Below are 20,432 nucleotides of genomic sequence, written 5' to 3'. Positions count from 1 at the left end.
ACCACCTATATTCCTTATTTGGATGCAGCTGCTTTATTTTCTTGAGCTTTTGTTGTACGATTTGCCATAGCTACGAATGGTAAATAGATACAAACTGAAATAATGATTAGAAGTAAACTTAGTACTGCTCCTGCCCAAGACTGTGTAACTAAGAACCCATTAATTATCGGTGGTGTTGTCCAAGGTGCTGCAATTGTTGCTGCTGGAACCATACCCCACTTTGTCGCGAAATAAGCAATCGATACATTAACCATCGGTGTCAATATAAATGGGATAAACAGTACAGGATTTAATACAATTGGTAAACCGAACAATAATGGTTCATTAATATTGAAAAGTCCCGGTCCTGTGGATATTTTTCCTACAGTATTATACTGTTTGTTCTTCCTCGCAATTATGAAAATTGCGATAATTAATGCTATAGTAGTTCCTGATCCGCCCATATTAACAAAAGCATCAAAGAACGGTTTATTGATAATATATGGTGCTACTTCTCCTGCTGTAATTGCTGCAACATTCGCATCAATTGCTGGTAGGTTAATAGACTGCATAAATGGTTCGATAATGTTAGCACCATGTACGCCAAGTGTCCATAAGAATACCGGGATGAATGCTAAGATTAAGGCCGCAATCCATGTATTTGTTAAGCCCATAAATGGTTCTTGGATTGCTGTATAAAAGGAGCCAATAATATCTGGAATATCAAATCCTGCTGAAATGATAGTGCGGACTAATGCAAATAACGATACTGTAATAATAGCTGGCAATAAAGCTGCAAATGATCTTGAAACTGCTGGTGGTACAGTTTCTGGCATCTTAATTATTAGTTTACTATTCCCTGATAAACGGGAAAACAACTCAGAAGATAGTAATGCTATAATTATGGCTACAAACAAACCACCCGTTCCGGTTGATAAACCGGATAAACCACCCTCACCGAAAGTACCAAATGTCATATAACTTGATAAACCAATACCCCCTGCTGAGAGACCATCTTTGTTATAGCTTTTTGCTAATTGATAAGCAACACAGAAGGCTAATAAAATGGAAATAATACCAAATGTTGCTCCCCACATATTACCTCCCCATTGTGTCCAGGTGCCATGATCCCAAATGGAATCAAGTGCATTTTGATACATTTTAACAGGTAAGTTGTTAATCAATACAGCAAATGAACCAATAATAGTAAGTGGCATGATGGCAATAAAACCATCACGAATTGCTACTAAATGACGCTGACTACCAATTCGCGATGCAACCGGCACAAAATATTTCTCTAAAAAACTGAACATTCAACACACTCCCCTTTGTTCTTTTATATATTTAACATCATTGCTGACGTTATTCCCCCAATACTCTCTCATATAACTCTATTATTTCTACGGCTAAATCACGAAAGGTAATAGAATTCATCAAGTGATCTTGCGCATGTATAAGCATCATAGTTACTTCCACCTTCTCACCTCTAGCTTCTTGTGTTAATAAAGCTGTTTGAGAATGATGTGCTTTCACCAGTGATTCATTTGCTGTTTCAACCTTATCTTTAGCAGCTAAAAATTCCCCTTTTTTAGCAAGTTGAATAGCTTCCATACAATCACTCTTTGTATTTCCACTATGTAATATTAACCCCATAATTGATTGCATTAAAACCGATTCTTCCATTTGATACACCCCTTATCCCATTAACTCTAGTGCTTGTTTCAATACATTTGCACCGTTCATCATTCCATAGTCCATCATATTAATAACTTCAATAGGAATATTTTTCTCTTTGTATTTTGATTGATATGTTCCTTTTAAATAACGTACCTGTGGACCAAGTAACATAACATCCACATTTTTGTTTGCTAGAGTTTTATCCACTTCACTCTCTGCTATAGCAAAAATTTCTGCTTCTAAGTTTTGTTCATTTGCAGATTTTTGCATTTTTGACACTAATAAACTAGTGCTCATCCCTGCCACGCAAACTAACATAATGTTTTTCATCATTAGCACTCCCCTATCAATGTAATCGCTTTCTTTAAATGAGAATATCATTTATCGGTATATACCACAACTACTTTTTACATAACTATTTTCCATATAATTCATAAAATATAATTGGACTACCTTACAAATACTTGAAATTTCTGATTATTTTACAGGGTGGTATAGTCCACAAAAAAAATCAAAAAAAATTAATTTAAGCCTGTTTTTTGTTAAAAATACTCATAAAATGTCGGAGGATCATAATTAATTGCATTCTTCCATTTTTCTTCCGTTTCTTCATCTATTGAATGTTTTGCAAACAATAAAGTTTCTCTTATAGATAAATAACCTACAATCATTGCTGAAAATATAGTGATTGGTAAAGATAAGATATGTTTCTTATCTATTAAACTTTCCTCAATTATGCCGATTTCTCCATTTTTATTTATATGAAATAATTTCTCGTTCCAAGGAGCGAAAGTATCTTGGATGTACAGATATAAAGAATCATTTAGCTTACTCCACGAATATTTCTTAAGGAACGCGAATACATCGACAATTCTTACCATGACATCCTGTGAAACTTCTTTTTTGAATTGTGGCTGTTCAAAATAAAATCCAAAATGACTAGCAGTTGAAGTATCACCCTCAATTGTATGAACACTACTTTTATGAGATGTTATAAAGCGCCACATTGCCTGTTCAGCTTGCATATCCTTTGTCACAAAGTCTTGAATAGTAAATGTTAAGTTTTTTATCCTATAGCGGATATAGCCCAATATTGTTTCTCCATCAAAATAAGCTGCAAAATGGCAGTCAGGCTCTCTTCTGGCAATACGTTTCCACCAAGAAGCATCTCTTTGCATACCTCCATTGTTTTTTAGTGCCTGTTCGTTATGAAATTGTTGAACCTCGAGAAAAGTAGCTTCATCTATCCATTCAAAACTGAAACGTTTCATTTTATCTATTCTATTACCATACTGTGGGAATGATTCTGCCGGAATCGAATAATGCAACTTATCAAAAAACAACTCCCAACCAAAATGGCGATAGAACGAGACGGAAAATGGAGCTAACACAGATATATATTGATGGTTTTTGCGCATTTCTTCTAGGGATCTTATCATTAGATTCTTCGTGATTCCTTGATTTCTGTATTCTGGGTAAGTAGATACAAAACCTATCCCACCCATTTCATAGCTTACACCTTGTACCGTCATATTCAATGGGAGTACTAGTAATTGGCCCACTAGCTTTTGGTGGTCATAGGCACCAATCGTCGTACTATTTTCCATCCAGTACTGAAAATCATCACGACGTGTTCCCTCATATTTGCTTGGAAAACTATAATCCCTTAATTGATGTACTTGTTCATAATCTGTTGCAGGTACTAATTGAATTTTCATATGGCCTTTCACTCCTTACAAACTAAATGTAGTAGGAAGCTAGAATCAATCCCATTAATCTCTAGATTTCTACTCCAATTCCATTTGAAATCATTGTTTCAGTTAACTTTATAATTGTTTCTTCTTCATCCATCCCTTCAGCCGAGATTGTCACAACTGAACCTGGTGCGATACCTTGCGCCATTACCCCCATAATTGATTTCAAGTTCACCGATTTATCATTATAGGAAAGTAGTACATTTGAGGAAAAGGCTGTTGCTGCAGAAACTAACAGTGTCGATGGTCTAGCATGTAATCCCTCGGGTGTAGTAATTTTAAATGTTTTTTCCATTCTTAAAACCTCCAGTATTATTATTCAAACTTAATGTGACTTCCTAAATTTAGCGAAAACTGTAAAAACTGTGATTGATCTTTTGAAACGTTAGCACTTTCAAGACTGGTAATACACCATGAACCTACCACTGTAGATGAGGGTCCATATTGCATACTGTCACCTCTGGATTTCACTTATGAACTTGTATCGATCCGCACGATATGTGCTACGTACCAATTCAAATGGAACACCATCTGCCAAAAAACTAGTCCTTTTAATAATGAGCACGGCAGAGGAATTATTTATTTGAAGATATTTACTATCCTCTTTTGTAACAATTGCTGCCTCCATTTGTTGAATTGCATTTCCAATTTTCTGACGGTAATTCCCTTCTATTAAGGCATAGAGCGATCCCATAATTTTCTTTTCATCAAGTTCAGGGAATACTTTTACTGGTATATAGGTTCTTTCAATAGCCATGGGTTTACGATCAGCATATCGGATACGAACAACATAGAAGACCAATTCTTCCTGCTCTAATTGCAAGTCCCTCGCAATATCAACTGATGGTATAACCTTTTCGAAATGTATTAATTTACTACTTGGTTGCATACCTCTAGCTTTCATATCCTCTGTAAAACTAGTTAACCCATTTAAAGGCTGTTCTAACTTTGGATTAGCAACATATGTGCCTCTCCCTTTTTCTCTGTAGAGCAAGCCGCTATTCACTAAGTTTGTAACAGATTGCCTAACAGTCATGCGACTCACACCTAATTGTTCTGATAATTCTCGCTCCGAAGGTATACTCTCGCCTATTTTAAACTCTTCCATATAAATACGTTTTTTTAATAATTCCTCTATTTGAACATAGATTGGCACATGGGAACTTTTATCTATCAATCTTCTCACCTCCTTCTATTACAGTTAATCCACGCGAAAAGATACATATTCAAAGTATGGTTTCTTACGCTCGGTATAGTTGTCTATACCAATTATAAATCTCTTTAACATAAAATAAAAGGGTTTATTTTTAATATTCTCACTATTTTGATAGACAAAAATATAAAGAGATAAAATATTTAGCTCTCTATTTTACCTCTTTATATTATGCGCCATTAGATTTCTAAACAATAAATCCAATAATACCTTCTTTTCAAAGCGCTTTTGACAGTCTTATTTTAGTTCAAGAAAACTGAATGATGGAAAAGTAGCGATTCCTTTGTTAAAAGCTAATTCAGTAACTCCAGCTAAAACTTCTATATGACAATATTCACCTCTTTTCTTTATTGACTAAATAATCCATCATTCCCATAGCACTTACTTCTAAATCTAATTCAATTATTCTAAATACATCATGATTTTCTGAAATACCTTGATTCTTCAGGTGTTCTTTTACTAATATTTCGAGCCTATTTGCTAGCTCACGATATCCCTTTGCCTCTGCATACACAGCCTCTGCTTCTGTCATAAAAATATTTAACCACATCGAAACTTGAGAAAGTGCTTCTGAGGGAGAGTTAGTTACTCCAAAATGTCCATAATAAATATATTGAAGATTCATTTCTGCAAAATGATCTATTGCTCTTTGCATTGCAGCTGGATTAAATTGGTTTGGTGAAGTAGATGGTAAAAAGAAAGCAACACCATCTGGTATGAGTTGTTCATAGCGAACACCAACCGTATCACCCGTAAACATTCCATTACTAATCGGATCATAAATACTAAAATGATGATTAGCATGACCAGGAGTATCAAAAAATTTTAATATACAAGTTGCTCCTATCTTCAATAAATCCCCATCATTTTTTATAATCATTCGCTCATGAGGTATCGGAATGATGGGATCAAATAATTCCTTAAACTTATTTCCGTAAACAGCCTTCGCTCCAGCTATCAATCTTTCTGGTTCCGCCAGATGCCTTATCCCTTTTGGGTGAACAACAATCCTGGCATTTGGGCAATCCTTTAATAGAAGTCCCGCTCCTCCCGCATGATCCAAATGTATATGAGTAACTATTATGTATTTAACTTGGTCTAATGAAAAACCTAATGATTCCATACCACTTTTTACATGTTTTACCGACGGGCTTGGTCCAGTTTCTATTATTGTAAGTTCTTGTTCATCGATGACATACGTTCCGGTGCGTTCTGACTCTCCCATATCAAATCCATCGATTAAATAAATTCTTTCATTTAACTTTTTCGGATACTTATTTGCCATTTCAATATTCCCTCCATATATATTTAGAAAATTTCGTAAATAAACCCCCTTATTATTTTACCATTTATCTGATAAATTACTAAGCAACTACAATAATTAATAGATATATGTATCGGACACGCGAAAGAGCCTCATGCATAAAAACCTACTGCCTTAAATAGCGGCGGTAGGTTTATCGTTTAAAATATAGAACTAACTACTGCAAAGTATTTAGTCTCTCTCTGTTTTGGTCCAACTGTTCCTGTAGTGTACTTATAGGCTCCATCTTCCCTCTACTTTCTAGTGCCATTGCAACAGATCGATTGGCACGTTCAATCATATCCTCTGCATTTTGGATGGACTGTTCTGTAGGATTTGTTAAAGCTTGACCAACAGCGAGCGTGACATTATCCACAGAATTGTGTAATCGTGCAAGAACATTATCTTCTTTCCAACTCATTTGTGTGTGATCCATATTAAAGTCCTCCTTATCTTTTGCTAGCATTAATATGGCAACTTCACCCTATATTTATTCATTCGTAAATTAACATCGGAGTTACATGAATACTCATATTCTTGTTGTATTAGGAAACACTATCTATTGAAAGGTTTAAATTATAAGGAGGAAATATTATGCCAAAAACCAGACGTGGTCCTAATGATCGTTCGAATAGTGAAGAAAGACTAAAGAAAACAATTAGACATATGGAAGCCGCTGAAATAGCTATGGAATATGCTTCTGAAAAAGACGTTGCTGCCATTAAAAAGAAAAATGAACAGCGTGCAGAAAGCGTAGAAGGTTTGGAGAAAGAAATGAAGGCAGCTGAAAAATCCGGATTAAAAGGATACCTATAATCATTTCTAGCTAGCCCAGTATGAAAAATACTAGGCTAGCTATTTCGATTATACAATTGAAACCTATTTTAAGTTATTCCGTAAAGTATTTGAGGTGAGTTAATGAAAAACTTTATTGGAAAAATACTTATAGGATTAAGTATTGTTATTGCTTATGTTAATTTGCAAAGTTTGCCTGAGAATATCCTAACTTACATACTAATTATAATTTTAGTCAGCTTTCCGCTTTACATAATAGGACACCGATTACGAAGAACTTTAATAATTTTCAAAGAGAAGGTAATAATATGGTCTTTCGCTTATGCATTTGTTGCATTGCTCATACCACTTCTATTTTTTAGCTACACACAATATGAACAATTAAAAACTGATACTTTTAACGAGCACTTCATTTTATTTGAGTCGACTTCCTCGGTTAATGGAGGAGGTATTTCTCTTGGTTTTATGCTCTCTCTGATCTTATTTGTTTCTATACGCATATTCAGTTCGGATATACGTCGGAAATGGATACCTAACTTATTAATCTTAATTACTCTTACTGCATATAGCACCTCTTTGTATGTTCTCTGGGAAGATTATAGAGGAATTCATGCAGACGGAGGTTTGATCACCAACAAATGGAATGGTGTTGAAGAATCTATCCCTTGGGAGAACGTCAGTCGAATTTATATAGATCCTTATGTTCACTATGCCTCCTTAGGCAATACAAGTGATGAAACACATATTTCTTGGGCAATGGTTATAGAATCTTATTCAAATAAAGACGTGCTCTATAGGTTTCAAAATTTGTCGGAAAATGACCTTTACATAGGTAATCAAATAAAAGAAATCGCAAAGGATAATAATATCCCATTCATAGTAAATAGTATGACGGGGGATGAACGCAAATGGTATGAGTTCGAATTGGACTTAGAAAAACTGCCTAAAACAGATTTCCATGAATTCTTTCAATATAAATAAAGTAAAGCCTTTAATAATGGTAATTACGGCTTAGTTCGCACAAAAAAACACGCTTTTTCTATTGAATACATAAATTGTAGAGATAGGAAAGGGAGGACTGCTTAGTCATGATTAACATGGAACCAATTAATATTGATGGACATACGTTTTTATCGATTTCTGTAGAGTTACCTAAAACGAACTTACTAGTTGTCACTAATGACAAAGGGTATATAATGTGCGGTGCTTTAGACGTCGCACTATTAAATGAAAAATTAAAGGATAGAAAGGTAGTTGCTGGAAGGGCCGTTGGAGTAAAAACAATTTCTCAGCTTCTGGATGCCCCGCTTGAATCCATCACCTACGAAGCGGAAGAACTCGGTATTACTCAAGGTATGATCGGAAGAGATGCCCTACTAAAAATGGTTTAACACAAAAAGCAATCATTAACTAAGGCCACAGCACATAGTTGTACTGTGGCCTTTTAGCTTGCCCGTTTTTCCCCTAGATTTCCATTATCTCCGTACACTTCACAATTACGTTACCAATTTACTTTAATTTGTTCACATCTTCATGAACGTTTTGTGAAGTTGCTTTTTTTCATTTTGTTTTTTCAATTCATGGGAATAAGATAGAGGCATACAGAGACAACATCTGTTTGCTATGCGTTTATATAAAGTGAAACTTCAATCAGTGAGGGTTTTCTTTATCCCCCACTGATTGTTAGTTGAACCATTCGGGCATTTACGGGCAGTTTTCTCCCACTTATGCTTTGTTACTAGACCAATACTTGAAGTGGGAGTATTAGTGCCCGTTAATGCGGGATAAATATTCTGGGAAGGGGTAGAACTATGAAATTAAAAATGAAATGGATTCTTTTAACGATGGTTATCACTATTTCCACCGTGTTAACCGGTTGTGAACCATTACTAGTTTTAGATCCGAAAGGGCCACAAGCCAAAACACAGGCTGACGATATTATGTTATCTATTTGGCTTATGTTAGGTATAGTTATTGTCGTTTTAGCTATTTTAGTGTTCGTCTTATTAAAATACCGCGCTTCTAATCAACCGAAAGATTACGAGCCACCACATATTGAAGGAAGTCCGATTGTTGAAGCAATTTGTATTGGTATTCCTATTATTATTGTTATCTTCCTATCTATCGTTTCTGTCAAAAGTAACTATGAGGTCGAAGCAACTCCAGCAGGCTATGAAGATCAAGAGCCTTTAGTTATTTATGCTTCCTCATCTAACTGGAAATGGCATTTTAGTTATCCGGAAGAAAATATTGAAACTGTTAACTATCTATACATCCCTGCGGACCGCGCAATTGAGTTTAAATTATATTCGTATGGACCCATTACTAGTTTCTGGATTCCCCAGCTAGGCGGGCAAAAATACGCGATGTCAGATATGGTCACAACTTTGCACTTAGCAGCCGATGCACCTGGAGAGTTTAGTGGTAGAAATGCTAACTTCAGTGGAGCTGGATTTGCAGAAAACACTTTTGAAGTTACGGCTATGACACCTGCTGATTACTTAGATTGGGTAGAAGAGGTACATGAAACTGCTCCAGCTCTTACAGAAGATAAATTCGAGGAACTATTAGAGCCAGGACATCTTGGACGCTCTACCTATACAGGAACTCACTTAGAATTCGCTCCAGCACCAGAACATGACCATGGTTCTACAGATAACAATACGAATGAATCAGAACATGAACAGCATAACGAACACGAATCTCATGATTCTGATGAACATTCAGAACATACTAATCATTAAAAGGTACCATAAATTCTCGAAAGGAGTGACAAAGCATGGATTTCTTTGATCGTTTTGCAGTACCACATCCAAGCTTTTTAATATATGCATCCATGGTTGGTATCGGGCTAACAATGCTCGCTATAGTTGTAGGAATTACCTACTTTAAGAAATGGGGTTACCTATGGCGTGAATGGATAACGACTGTTGACCATAAACGAATTGGTATTATGTATTTGCTATCAGCGTTACTAATGCTTTTCCGTGGTGGCGTAGATGCAGTTATGATGCGTTATCAACTTTCAATGCCTGAAAATACATTTCTAGATTCACAACATTACAATGAAGTCTTCTCCACACACGGAGTAGTTATGATATTGTTTATGGCTATGCCATTCATTATATTTTTCTTTAACTACCTTGTACCACTACAAATTGGAGCACGGGACGTTGCATTTCCACGTCTAAATGCACTAAGTTTTTGGTTATTCTTTATGGGTATGGGGTTATTCAACATCTCATTCATAGTAGGTGGGTCACCTGATGCAGGTTGGACTTCTTACTTCCCACTAGCAGGGAATGAATTTAGTACGTCTGTTGGGACGAACTATTACATGATTGCTATTCAAATAGCTGGTATCGGTACATTAATGACTGGTATTAACTTTATAACAACTATTTTAAAAATGAGAGCACCAGGCATGAAGCTTATGAAAATGCCAATGTTCACATGGTCTGCTTTTATCGCAAATGTAATCATTGTTTTTGCTTTCCCAGTATTAACAGTATTACTAGCAATGGGAACCATGGACAGATTATTTGGAACCAACTTCTTTACTACCGATAACGGTGGTATGGATATGCTTTGGGCTAACCTGTTTTGGGTTTGGGGACATCCTGAAGTATATATTTTAATATTACCTGCATTTGGTCTATACAGTGAGATTATCTCAACGTTTGCTCGACGTAATCTTTATGGTTATAAGTCAATGGTTGCTTCAATGGTAGTTATTTCTCTACTTTCATTTTTCGTCTGGGCTCACCATTTCTTTACAATGGGTCAAGGTCCACTTGCTAATAGTATATTCTCTATTACAACTATGGCGATTGCTGTACCAACCGGCGTTAAAATATTTAACTGGTTATTCACCTTATGGAAAGGGAAAATCGAATTTACTACTCCAATGCTCTATTCGATGCTCTTTATTCCACTGTTTACCTTAGGTGGAGTTACCGGTGTAATGCTAGCGATGTCAGCAGCTGACTACCAATATCATAATACGATGTTCTTAGTTGCTCACTTCCATAACGTAATTATTCCTGGAGTAGTTTATGCTATGCTTGCTGGTCTAACGTTCTATTGGCCAAAAATCTTTGGCTTTATGTTAAATGAAAAACTTGGTAAATGGACAGCATGGTTGCTTTCAGTCGGCTTTGTATTAGCCTTCATACCAATGTATATTACTGGTTTAGATGGTCAGGCACGTCGTATGTATACGTACTCTGAATCTACTGGGTTTAGTGCTATGAATATGGTTTCATTTATCGGTGCTGCAATTATGGCAATTGCTTTTATTCTTCTTGTTTATAACATTTACTATAGTATTCGTTATTCTCCAAGAAATATTGGTAGTGACCCATGGGATGCACGTTCACTTGAATGGGCTACACACACACCAGTACCAGAATATAACTTTGCGATTACACCACAGGTTGAATCTACACAACCATTCTGGGACTCAAAGAAAAATGGACATGAGTTATTTAAAGGTGACATAGAAAAAATTCATATGCCAAATAACAGTGGTTTACCATTTATCATGAGTTGTATTTTCTTTGTGTTTGGATTTGCCATGATTTTTAGCATATGGCCACTAGCAATCATCACATTAATCGGTATTCTAGGTTGTTTAGCTTACCGTTCATTTGAGAAAGACCATGGAAGATATATTTCTGTCGAAGAAATTAAAGAAACAGAAACAAGATTGCGAGGTGCTAAAAAATGAAGGTAGATAACTCGCTTCCACTAGAATATAGTACGGAAGAAAATAACCTGAAGATCCTAGGTTTTTGGATTTTCATAGGTGCAGAAATTATGCTTTTCGCAACACTTTTCACTGCATATTTCACATTAGAGAATCGTACTGGCAACGGACCAACTGGTGCTGACATTTTTGAAATAGCCCCAGTGCTTGTGGAAACCATTTTACTTTTAGCAAGTAGCTTTACAATTGGGCTTGCTATTCATGCCATGCGATTGAATAAGAAAAAGGCAACAATGGGATTCTTTATCGTCACACTGATTTTAGGAGCAGCATTCTTAGGCTTCGAAATCTACGAATTCACACATTATGTACATGTTGGTGCAGGACTACAAACTAGTGCATTTACAGCTGCTTTGCTGACGACCTTAGGAACGCATGGTTTGCATGTGACATTAGGATTTTTCTGGGGATTATTTATCCTTATTCAGATTAAAAAACGCGGGTTGACCCCGGAAACAGCAAATAAATCATTTATTTTCTCACTTTATTGGCATTTCCTAGACATTATTTGGATTTTCATCTTCAGCTTCATCTACTTGAAAGGAATGATGTAATATGAAAGAATTATTCCCTATTAAACAAGTAATGGGCTTTGCATTTTCGTTAATCCTAACAGTCATAGCGCTTTTAGTTTATTTTACAGATATGTCCTACACAGTAGGAATGACAGTACTTCTAATAACTGCTTTTGTTCAAGCGGGACTACAAGTAGTTGTCTTTATGCATGCTGGAGAGACTAAAGATAAAGGTTCTATTTATCTCAATATCTACTACGCTCTACTCATTGCTTTAATTACCATTTTCGGTACGCTACTTGTATTAGTTTGGGATATGTAAAAACAGACATAAAAAGGAGGAACGTGACTATAGATTAGTCATGATCCTCCCTTTTTTATATTATAGCTATTTATAATACAAAAAAGAGAGCGTTATTAAGCGCTCTCTTTTTTGTATTTATTAGAGTTTAAAATCATTTCTTCTGAAGCCACTAATATCATTCCAATCAGGAATATAAATACTGCTCCCATCACTACACCTATTCCAACGCCTATAACTGTGCTCAACTCACTAATTAATGCTCCGTATAAAAAGATAGCAATTCCTATTGTTAATAAAGTAGCCCCGACCATTTTGGTAGCGTGCAACATTTTTACGTATGATTCCATATTGTAACACCCCTTCATACTTATATTATTCACTACGTTCACAAAGTTGTCAATTATTATTGTCTTTTCTGTGAACTAAAATAGTAAATTTATAAATAAAAAAGCAATATATATCAAAAAAATTATTTAGTTAACGTATAAACTAATACATGAGGTGAGCATATGTATAGCAAGATGGTGATGGATGTTGTGAATGTACTAGAAGAACATTTAATGGATGAATGGAAATTAGAAGATTATGCAATGAAAATCGGTTATTCAAAATTTCATTCGACGCGTGCTTTTAAAAAAGAAACAGGTATGACTATTGGTGAATATATAAGAAAGCGAAGACTCGCAATGGCTGCCCAATTTTTACTACATTCCGATTTAAGTATCATTCAAATTTCAGTGGAGCTTCATTTCCAATCACAAGAAGCATTTACGAGATCATTTAAAGATTCATACAAAATGCCACCTGGTAAATATAGGACAATGATGCGTACATTACAAAAAACGGAGGATGGACAAATGGCAGTATCAAACGAAATAAAGGGATGGGTTTTAAGTGGTTCTAATCCAGAAGGTTATGAAATGAGGACGGACAGCCACGTGTTCCATTCAGGTACAAAATCGGGTTATTTAGCTTCAAGATTACCTATTGCTGAAGGACAATTTGGCACAATGATGCAAAGTTTTTCCGCTAAACAGTGGCAAGGAAAACGTATTAAACTTTCTTGCTTTATAAAGACAGAAGAAGTTATAAAATGTGGTGCATGGTGTCGAATAGATAATCATGTCGGGGATATGCTGCAATTCGATAATATGGATAATCGGGCTATCCACGGCACAACGGATTGGAATTATTATGCGATTGTATTAGATGTGCCAGAGGAAAGTGCCTCGATTCATTTTGGAATTTTACTCATTGGCTCAGGTAAAGTTTGGACAGATAGCTTTAAATTTGAAGGAGTAAGTCTTGATATTCCTTCTACCAATATGCTGTCGGCTGAAGAAGATTTACCCTTAGAACCTGAAAACTTAGGTTTTGATGAACTATGACTTTACTTTTTTGATTTATTTATAACGATTTATACATGTTTCTTACAAAAACAGCCCCTTCCAAACACTCTGGAACGGTGCTGTTTCTATATTTCTGAAAAATCACAGTTACTTTTAGTAAGGTAAACCTTATCAAATTCGCTTAAAAAGTTTTAAGTATTATAGCCTCTATTATTTGGTGGAATTATCCTCACCAATGATGGAAACATTCTGCCTATCAGAGATAAATTTCCGTCCATCCCATTTCAGTACTGTTTGAACATACCCTAATCCATCTGCATGATATCTTCCTGCAATTTGTTGAAAAGCCATCAGTTCATAAGTACCGTCCCGAGCAAAGTCAATAGGATACAAGCCACCGACAGGATCAACCCAGCCTTTTATCGGTTCTTTTAGAATTCCATCTTCATCATAAATTTCCGATAAATATTCTTTTCCTTTATATGTTAAGTCCAATTTATATTGCTTACTTGGATAAGAGCTAACTACATTGACTTGGTAGTAATTATCATAATCTACTTCATATTTGGAGGTTTCATTGAACTCTTCCACGTCAAAGATTTGTTGTATATTTCCATTAGTATAGGAAAAGACAAATGCATAAATTGTCCCTCCACTCCCTCCAGTATCTATAACAACTAAAATGTCATCCACTTGGTCACCAGTAAAGTCACCAAGAAAAATGGTCGGATTATATCCAGCACTTTGTTTCAGATAAATTCTCTCTAACGTATTTTCATGTTGATACAAAACATTTAAAGAGATGTTTTGCCAAAACGGACTCCCTTCAGTCTTCTCCCCAGTTAGGTAAACTGTGTCTAAAAAGCCATCCCCTGTCAAATCACCTCTGGAATACACAATAATCTCATCATTTTTATGATTATTATTTTGCATGATCTCTAACACTTGTCGCCTCATATTTAACAAAAATTCCAAAGATGGATACGGTTCACTGAAAGCCAAAGCCTTATTAATAGAAATCATAAACTGCTCTAAATCCCCTGCCTTCTTTTGCGCTTCAGCTAAATAATACCAATAGTAGGAGAAATCATTGGATTGTAGCAGTCTTTCATAATAATCCTCAACTCTCTTAAAGTAATACGGATATACATCCTTCGCTAAAACTAGCTTATTTTCTTCAAAACGATATACATCTACTTTGTATGCCTCTCCTGTATCATGGACCCAAATCGCGAGTTCGTATTGACCATCAGGACCGTATAGTCCAGGCATGTCTTCCACTTCCAATTTACTATAAGCTATATTGGAAGTAGGTAATCGAATAATTTCACCGTCCACCCATTGCAACAAATCCAACTTGGACCATTCGCTACCTATCTGCCAGCCAACAATAAGTGTATTCACCCAATTAGTTGTAATTGGTACCGCCATTAGACTTGAAATTCCATATCCGTTTCCTTTTATATGTATTAAAGGCAGCCACTGGTTATGGATATTTTTTAGTATAACTAGGAAATTTTGATCTTTATATTTGTATGCTCCGATTAATTCATTTTTCTGATCACCATCAATATCCGCTAATAACACTGCTGGATTATTAGGAAGTCCTGACAATTCCAGGATTGTTGCAGTTGGAGGCAGAAAATTTAATAGCACATTTACATACTCATTCAAGTTTACACTCCTTTTACACCATCATATGCTTCAATAAAGTGAAACTTCCATAAGTGATGTTTAGGTTTTTGGCCATATAAAAAAATGCCAAAGAGGATATTTTCCTCTTTGGCATTTTTACTATAATTCTATTCTTCTAAATCCTTTATTGGTGCTTCATCTTTTACTTCCGTCTCATCTTCTTTAGGTTGTTCCGTTGGTGCTGGAACATTGACAAACAGTTTACCTTCAGCCTTTTGACGTGTTTCATTTCCAAATTCATCTACCACTTTGACCTCGATAACTGCTCCATTTGCAACAGTATCAGCAGGTACTGTCCAGTAACCAACGTAATGACCTGCACCCTGTTCCATCATAGGTAGCTCAGTTGCATTGTTTACTTGTCCTACATTAGTTAGTGGCATATGGATGACAAATGAAGTTTTTAATCCTGGATTACTATCAAATTCAATTTTAACACTTCTTCCTGTTGCCAAATAAAGATCATTTTCTGGCTTCAGATTAGTAATTTCCGGAGCGTTGTAATCTGCTGTAACAGTGACTGTTTTCGATTCACTATTACCAGCTTTATCACGAGCCTCCACTACGATTTTATTGATGCCTTCATCTAGAAGAATTCGTTTAGAGTATTTACCGTCTGATACTGTTGCAGCTTGACCATTAACATGAACGAAATCTATATTTTCATCTGTAATAGTACCTTGAACAGTTACAGTTTCACGATTTATTTTTTCTCCGTCTACTGGGTTATCGATAGTTAGTTCTGGCTTAACAGTATCCAAAACTACTGTAACTGGTTCAGATTGCCCTGTTACTCGGTCATCCAATACGGAAACTGCTACAAACTCATTGGATCCTTCTGTTAATTCAGTTGCAATTGAGAACTTCCCGTCCTCTCCGACTACTACTGAACCCGCATCTTCTCCATTTTGTTTTAATTCAATTGTAGTTGTAGGTGAAGCAGTTCCTTCTACATTAAACTGCTTTTCATTTGTTATTAAACCAGCTTCTGGTGAAGTTATAACCGGACCCGATACTTCATAGCTAACACGAGCACGAATCATATAATTCCCTTCTGCTGCAGGAGATGGTGACCATGCTCCGGATACACCTTGATAACTTCTTTCTGCATTTACTCCGTTTTCATCAGTTGCAAGTCCAGGTGAATTAGGATTTGCTACGGTTTGACGATATACCATATAGAAGTCACCATTCACTGTAATATTGTGTTCCGTAAGATCAACTACAGTCCACTCGCCATTACGAAGCGCTGTTGCATCAATAGGACCAGCTAGTTTTTTACCAGGTGTTCCATCTGCACCCTTAGCATCCCAAACCTCTACAGCAAACTCCGTACCACCTGGAATTGGCCATTCTGTATCCCAGAAACGGAAAACTCCATCTGTAACAATTCCATTCTCTTTGCCTTCAGGAAGTGACATTTTCACAGCCCAAGCGTTGCCTGCTGCATTGAATGCCCGTGCATTTTCCGCTGTTCCATCATCATATCCAATTTCTCCACCTGGATATGTGTAGAAAGGTTCTAATGCAATATTTTGTGTAGTCGCATCCGAACCGATTGTGATCGACACTTCTTGACTATGATAACCTCGAGCGATTATTTTAAGAGTGTATTCTCCCTCATATGCAGTCAATGAGTAATTACCAGATGCATCCGTTAATACAGGCGTTACATTTGCATCCTCGACCAGGATAATGGTTGCTCCTTCAATCCCCTCTCCCGTCGATTGATCAGTAATTACACCACTTACCATATTTTCTGCCATTTCCATTAACGTAAAATTAGCAGTTGTAACACCATCTGCTTCAATAGTTACAGATTTTTCTTCCGACTCAAATCCGTAAGCTTCTGCTTTAGTAGTAAAAGTACCCGCACCATGAGTAAGTGAATACGAACCATCTGCTGGGTTCGAATAAACCGAGCGGCCAGATTCTAATACGCTTACCTGAGCACCTAATGGTAAAAGTGTTGGATTAACAATTGTATCTACCACTGGAGGTGCTTCTTTAACAGACATTACAGGTCTAATTGTTTTAGGGTCTATTGCTTCTTTAAATGACTTTTTGTCTGTTTCTTTATTATTGTCTTTGTTTGCTTTGCTACCACTATTTCCAGCTTTACTGCCGTTATTACTTTGTTTTGCACTATTTCCTTTAGATACTTTCCCAGTTTGAGAAACGTCTGCTAAATTAACGTCATCAAGATACCAGCCATTTTTCACAACACTTCCATCTGAGAAAGCATTGAATCCGATATATATACGTTGACCTGCATATGCCGATAGATCAACTTCTGCTTCAATCCAGCCAGCAGATGTACCTTGAACCGTCAATAATTGTGTCCATTCTACCTGATCAGTAGAAATGAAAACATTTCCATAATCATACGCTCTTCCTGCTGAAGATTGTTCGAATTCATGCCATTGCTTGAATTGGAGGTATGAATTCCCTTCTGGCAAGTCTACTGGAGGCATAACAAGCGTAGCATTCATAGAGCTTTCATAAGGTCCATCTAAATTGGTAGCATAGACTTTTTCTCCAGACGCTGCATTTTCTGGACCCGCAGTTGGAGTACCCCATTCCCAGCTATTTTTCTCTCCGAAAGAAGTCCATCCAATAGGAGTTGCTTCAAAATCTTCTGAATAACCAACTGTGATTCCTGGATTCACTTGAATCTCGTATTCTTCGCTTACTACTTCATTATTCCCAAAGTCATTTATCGTCCATTTGTAAGTAAAAGATTCCCCTGTTATTAATTCTCCAGGTACTACTACAGTATATTCACCATCCGTATAATCTCCAGATGTGCGCCCAGCTTCAATTGATTGCCATGCACCATCTGCATCTTTATAGTTTAAGCCAACTGATGAAACACTGATGTTATCAGTAACGGAGATTGTTAGAGGTAAATCCATTCCTTCATACGTCTCATTAGGAGCAGTATGTTCAAATACTGGAGCCTCTGTATCATCACCTTGCTGTGAAACTTGTCCTTTTAACGTTCCAAGACCTGTAATAATAGACGCCACTGCTTCATATGCATCTACTAAACCATGACCATATCCGTGATTCGGAACCGTTGTATACTCCGAATCTGTCAAAGGATTTGCAGTGTTTAGGAGAATCTCTTCCATCTCATTTACAGTTAGGTCAGCATCCACTTGTCTCAGCAATGCTGCTACACCTGCTACAGCTGGTCCTGCCATCGATGTACCATTCCAACCACCTTCATAGATTCCTCCAGGTACAGATGAACGGATATTCACACCAGGTGCAGATATATCCGGCTTAGTTTCTGCATACGGGGATGGTCCACGTAACGAGAAATTCGCTACAGTGTTATTAATATCCGTCGCTCCTGTTGCAAAAGATTCTGGATAATTAGCTGGTGCTGCTACAGAACCTGCTCCACCAGGATTTGTAAGGGTAGTATTCCCTGCAGAGAATTCTGGGAAGATCTCTGCTGCACGCCAGTTTACTACAACATCACGGTACCACTCATCAAGTCCTGCTCCGCCACCCCATGAGTTATTCACTACATCAGGTGCCATATCAACTCGTGCATTACCTTCTGCATCAGTTGGAGCTAAAATCCATTCAGCTGCTTCGAGTAAGTCAGTATCTGACCCCCCGCTTGCGGTAAATGCTTTAACAGCAATATATTTAGCTCCTGGTGCTACCCCGACTTGGTTCGCGCCATTAGGTTCACTACCAACCATTGTTCCCGTTACATGTGTTCCATGTCCTTGGTCATCATATGGTGTAGCCTGCCCTGCTGTTGCATCAAACCAGTTATAGTCATGAGAAACTGCGCCACTCGCCTTATTATAGCCACGGTACTTTTCTTTTAAAGCAGGATGATCCCATTGAACACCTGTATCAATACTTGCTACTACTGTTCCTGCTCCGTCAATTCCCATCTCCCACACTTCTGGAGCTTTGACCCGTTCCACGTTCCATTCTACATTTGCAGTTTCTGCTTTGGGTACAACTGCATTCTCTGTTTTTGTAGTAAATAATTGACGGGTTTCATTTGGTAAAATTTTTTCTACCTCTGGGAATGTAGTCAATTTTTCAGCAACCTCTTTCGTCGCTGTAACAGACATACCGTTTACTATATAGTAGGATTCAATATCTTTTGCATTGCCTTTATCAACTTCTTGCTCTAGAAAATCTGTAACGGTTTGCTGAGACTCCAAGGAAGTGGATTTCAGTTCCGATACAACAGCAGATCGTTGGATTAGCTTAGCATTGTGAGAAGATAAGTTTGCCTTTTCAGCATTCTTTCTTGCATTCTCCGCTACTTGTAAAGAATCTGCTTTTTCCTTGAATTTTATTAGAAATGTAACTTTATCATCGCTTTTGAAGCTTTCCAGTAACCGACTATTTAGCTTGTCCTTTGCTGAAATAGAACTAGAGCTTGAATCTCTGAATGATTGGTGAAGTTTGTTTGCTGTTTCCGCACTAACTACGTTTGGCGCAACAAGTGAAAATGTCATAAGTACGCTAGCTACAACACTAAGAACTTTAGTTTGACTTTTTTTCTTCCTCAATTTCATTCCTCCCTAAATTTTTCAAAGATTTTTTACCAATAAAACTTACAAAAGGCCATAAAAAAACACCTTATCCTCCTTCCCAAAAAATTTTGGTAAATAGAATCAATGGTGACAATCTAAATCTCTCTAGGTGTATCTATAACAATAGACGAAGTTCATATAAAATTCTGTCGAAATCTGTCGACAATTATCCGAATATTCAAAAATAATAAATATAAACTATTTTTAACATTTTTTTAATAGGTTAATAGTCTCTACTCGCAGAATTATATTATTAGAAAAGTTTCAAAAGAACCGTTGGTACTACTAAGAAATATACAAATGATACTTTTTTGTTTATTAATAGACGTTTTTTGTACTTTTAGAATAAATAAACAATTATCCCTACTTCCAATTTATGTGAGTAGCCCACGAAATTTACCGATATTTTAAAGTAGTCCTTACTAACTAATAAATATATACTTAAAAATGAAGTTAAACCAGTATTTTTCAACGTTTTTCATTAAAAAACTCATTATTTTGCT

At 36.4% G+C, this 20,432-nt stretch carries 19 protein-coding genes; 8 read left to right on the top strand and 11 right to left on the bottom strand.

Translation table 11 applies throughout. The features are described 5' to 3' along the window. Nucleotides 1-14: 14 nt before the first annotated feature. From MKY29_RS02410 to MKY29_RS02375, 8 genes are all read right to left on the bottom strand, one after another. On the bottom strand, nucleotides 15-1,292 hold the full coding sequence (locus MKY29_RS02410; RefSeq protein ID WP_340878877.1) for a PTS sugar transporter subunit IIC: 1,278 nt from the start codon (nucleotides 1,290-1,292) through the stop codon (nucleotides 15-17). Nucleotides 1,293-1,341: 49 nt separating this feature from the next. Beyond that, complete coding sequence (locus tag MKY29_RS02405) at nucleotides 1,342-1,662, bottom strand: PTS lactose/cellobiose transporter subunit IIA (protein ID WP_093493514.1); 321 nt, start codon at nucleotides 1,660-1,662, stop codon at nucleotides 1,342-1,344. A 12-nt stretch (nucleotides 1,663-1,674) separates the two neighbouring features. Continuing rightward, nucleotides 1,675-1,986, bottom strand: a complete 312-nt coding sequence (locus MKY29_RS02400; protein ID WP_093494135.1) for a PTS sugar transporter subunit IIB — start codon at nucleotides 1,984-1,986, stop codon at nucleotides 1,675-1,677. Nucleotides 1,987-2,198: 212 nt separating this feature from the next. Next, nucleotides 2,199-3,374, bottom strand: coding sequence for a GNAT family N-acetyltransferase (locus tag MKY29_RS02395; RefSeq protein WP_093493512.1), 1,176 nt, complete (start codon nucleotides 3,372-3,374; stop codon nucleotides 2,199-2,201). 61 nt (nucleotides 3,375-3,435) lie between these two features. Continuing rightward, nucleotides 3,436-3,705 (bottom strand): HPr family phosphocarrier protein, encoded by a 270-nt coding sequence (locus MKY29_RS02390; protein ID WP_093493510.1) that lies wholly within the window; start codon nucleotides 3,703-3,705, stop codon nucleotides 3,436-3,438. A gap of 159 nt (nucleotides 3,706-3,864) precedes the next feature. Further along, complete coding sequence (locus MKY29_RS02385) at nucleotides 3,865-4,587, bottom strand: GntR family transcriptional regulator (protein WP_093493508.1); 723 nt, start codon at nucleotides 4,585-4,587, stop codon at nucleotides 3,865-3,867. Between the two features lie 370 nt (nucleotides 4,588-4,957). After that, nucleotides 4,958-5,908: an MBL fold metallo-hydrolase gene (locus tag MKY29_RS02380; RefSeq protein WP_093493506.1), complete on the bottom strand. Its 951-nt coding sequence runs from the start codon at nucleotides 5,906-5,908 to the stop codon at nucleotides 4,958-4,960. 196 nt (nucleotides 5,909-6,104) lie between these two features. Then, a complete protein-coding gene (locus tag MKY29_RS02375; RefSeq protein ID WP_090564883.1) occupies nucleotides 6,105-6,362 on the bottom strand; it encodes a hypothetical protein in 258 nt (85 codons plus the stop codon). A gap of 158 nt (nucleotides 6,363-6,520) precedes the next feature. Here MKY29_RS02375 and MKY29_RS02370 point away from each other — a divergent pair, with 158 nt between their 5' ends. The 7 genes from MKY29_RS02370 to qoxD all read left to right on the top strand — a co-directional run bounded on the left by MKY29_RS02370 (nucleotide 6,521) and on the right by qoxD (nucleotide 12,326). Further along, a complete protein-coding gene (locus MKY29_RS02370) occupies nucleotides 6,521-6,742 on the top strand; it encodes a small, acid-soluble spore protein tlp (RefSeq protein WP_090564885.1) in 222 nt (73 codons plus the stop codon). Nucleotides 6,743-6,844: 102 nt separating this feature from the next. Next, nucleotides 6,845-7,702, top strand: coding sequence for a hypothetical protein (locus MKY29_RS02365; protein ID WP_340878876.1), 858 nt, complete (start codon nucleotides 6,845-6,847; stop codon nucleotides 7,700-7,702). A 107-nt stretch (nucleotides 7,703-7,809) separates the two neighbouring features. Beyond that, nucleotides 7,810-8,112 (top strand): YunC family protein, encoded by a 303-nt coding sequence (locus tag MKY29_RS02360; RefSeq protein ID WP_090564889.1) that lies wholly within the window; start codon nucleotides 7,810-7,812, stop codon nucleotides 8,110-8,112. Between the two features lie 420 nt (nucleotides 8,113-8,532). Then, entirely contained in the window at nucleotides 8,533-9,465 is a 933-nt protein-coding gene (qoxA, locus tag MKY29_RS02355; protein ID WP_090564891.1) for a cytochrome aa3 quinol oxidase subunit II, read from the top strand. A gap of 35 nt (nucleotides 9,466-9,500) precedes the next feature. Beyond that, complete coding sequence (qoxB, locus tag MKY29_RS02350; protein WP_340878875.1) at nucleotides 9,501-11,450, top strand: cytochrome aa3 quinol oxidase subunit I; 1,950 nt, start codon at nucleotides 9,501-9,503, stop codon at nucleotides 11,448-11,450. After that, entirely contained in the window at nucleotides 11,447-12,043 is a 597-nt protein-coding gene (gene qoxC, locus MKY29_RS02345; protein ID WP_090564895.1) for a cytochrome aa3 quinol oxidase subunit III, read from the top strand. Before qoxB ends, qoxC begins: the two co-directional genes overlap by 4 nt. A 1-nt stretch (nucleotide 12,044) precedes the next feature. After that, on the top strand, nucleotides 12,045-12,326 hold the full coding sequence (gene qoxD, locus MKY29_RS02340) for a cytochrome aa3 quinol oxidase subunit IV (RefSeq protein ID WP_093493500.1): 282 nt from the start codon (nucleotides 12,045-12,047) through the stop codon (nucleotides 12,324-12,326). A 95-nt stretch (nucleotides 12,327-12,421) separates the two neighbouring features. Here qoxD and MKY29_RS02335 read toward each other — a convergent pair whose 3' ends face one another. Continuing rightward, nucleotides 12,422-12,655, bottom strand: a complete 234-nt coding sequence (locus MKY29_RS02335) for a hypothetical protein (protein ID WP_241597422.1) — start codon at nucleotides 12,653-12,655, stop codon at nucleotides 12,422-12,424. 162 nt (nucleotides 12,656-12,817) lie between these two features. Between MKY29_RS02335 and MKY29_RS02330 the strand changes: the two genes are divergently transcribed. Next, nucleotides 12,818-13,696: a helix-turn-helix transcriptional regulator gene (locus tag MKY29_RS02330; protein WP_241597424.1), complete on the top strand. Its 879-nt coding sequence runs from the start codon at nucleotides 12,818-12,820 to the stop codon at nucleotides 13,694-13,696. 171 nt (nucleotides 13,697-13,867) lie between these two features. On the opposite strand, the gene MKY29_RS02325 is transcribed toward MKY29_RS02330, so the two are convergent. Beyond that, on the bottom strand, nucleotides 13,868-15,331 hold the full coding sequence (locus tag MKY29_RS02325) for a hypothetical protein (protein ID WP_340878874.1): 1,464 nt from the start codon (nucleotides 15,329-15,331) through the stop codon (nucleotides 13,868-13,870). A 128-nt stretch (nucleotides 15,332-15,459) separates the two neighbouring features. Continuing rightward, nucleotides 15,460-19,911, bottom strand: a complete 4,452-nt coding sequence (locus MKY29_RS02320) for a S8 family serine peptidase (RefSeq protein WP_340878873.1) — start codon at nucleotides 19,909-19,911, stop codon at nucleotides 15,460-15,462. Between the last annotated feature and the right edge of the window lie 521 nt (nucleotides 19,912-20,432).

The sequence above is a fragment of the Psychrobacillus sp. FSL K6-2365 genome (assembly GCF_038003165.1).
In the GTDB taxonomy this organism is placed as follows: Bacteria; Bacillota; Bacilli; order Bacillales_A; family Planococcaceae; genus Psychrobacillus; species Psychrobacillus psychrodurans.
This window is presented reverse-complemented; position numbering and strand designations above follow the sequence as displayed.

Bases quoted from the DNA above. Each gene is read 5' to 3' on its own strand.
- MKY29_RS02410 (WP_340878877.1), bottom strand. From the start codon at position 1,292: ATGTTCAGTTTTTTAGAGAAATATTTTGTGCCGGTTGCATCGCGAATT.
- MKY29_RS02405 (WP_093493514.1), bottom strand. From the start codon at position 1,662: ATGGAAGAATCGGTTTTAATGCAATCAATTATGGGGTTAATATTACAT.
- MKY29_RS02400 (WP_093494135.1), bottom strand. From the start codon at position 1,986: ATGAAAAACATTATGTTAGTTTGCGTGGCAGGGATGAGCACTAGTTTA.
- MKY29_RS02395 (WP_093493512.1), bottom strand. From the start codon at position 3,374: ATGAAAATTCAATTAGTACCTGCAACAGATTATGAACAAGTACATCAA.
- MKY29_RS02390 (WP_093493510.1), bottom strand. From the start codon at position 3,705: ATGGAAAAAACATTTAAAATTACTACACCCGAGGGATTACATGCTAGA.
- MKY29_RS02380 (WP_093493506.1), bottom strand. From the start codon at position 5,908: ATGGCAAATAAGTATCCGAAAAAGTTAAATGAAAGAATTTATTTAATC.
- MKY29_RS02375 (WP_090564883.1), bottom strand. From the start codon at position 6,362: ATGGATCACACACAAATGAGTTGGAAAGAAGATAATGTTCTTGCACGA.
- MKY29_RS02370 (WP_090564885.1), top strand. From the start codon at position 6,521: ATGCCAAAAACCAGACGTGGTCCTAATGATCGTTCGAATAGTGAAGAA.
- MKY29_RS02365 (WP_340878876.1), top strand. From the start codon at position 6,845: ATGAAAAACTTTATTGGAAAAATACTTATAGGATTAAGTATTGTTATT.
- MKY29_RS02360 (WP_090564889.1), top strand. From the start codon at position 7,810: ATGATTAACATGGAACCAATTAATATTGATGGACATACGTTTTTATCG.
- qoxA (WP_090564891.1), top strand. From the start codon at position 8,533: ATGAAATTAAAAATGAAATGGATTCTTTTAACGATGGTTATCACTATT.
- qoxB (WP_340878875.1), top strand. From the start codon at position 9,501: ATGGATTTCTTTGATCGTTTTGCAGTACCACATCCAAGCTTTTTAATA.
- qoxC (WP_090564895.1), top strand. From the start codon at position 11,447: ATGAAGGTAGATAACTCGCTTCCACTAGAATATAGTACGGAAGAAAAT.
- qoxD (WP_093493500.1), top strand. From the start codon at position 12,045: ATGAAAGAATTATTCCCTATTAAACAAGTAATGGGCTTTGCATTTTCG.
- MKY29_RS02335 (WP_241597422.1), bottom strand. From the start codon at position 12,655: ATGGAATCATACGTAAAAATGTTGCACGCTACCAAAATGGTCGGGGCT.
- MKY29_RS02330 (WP_241597424.1), top strand. From the start codon at position 12,818: ATGTATAGCAAGATGGTGATGGATGTTGTGAATGTACTAGAAGAACAT.
- MKY29_RS02320 (WP_340878873.1), bottom strand. From the start codon at position 19,911: ATGAAATTGAGGAAGAAAAAAAGTCAAACTAAAGTTCTTAGTGTTGTA.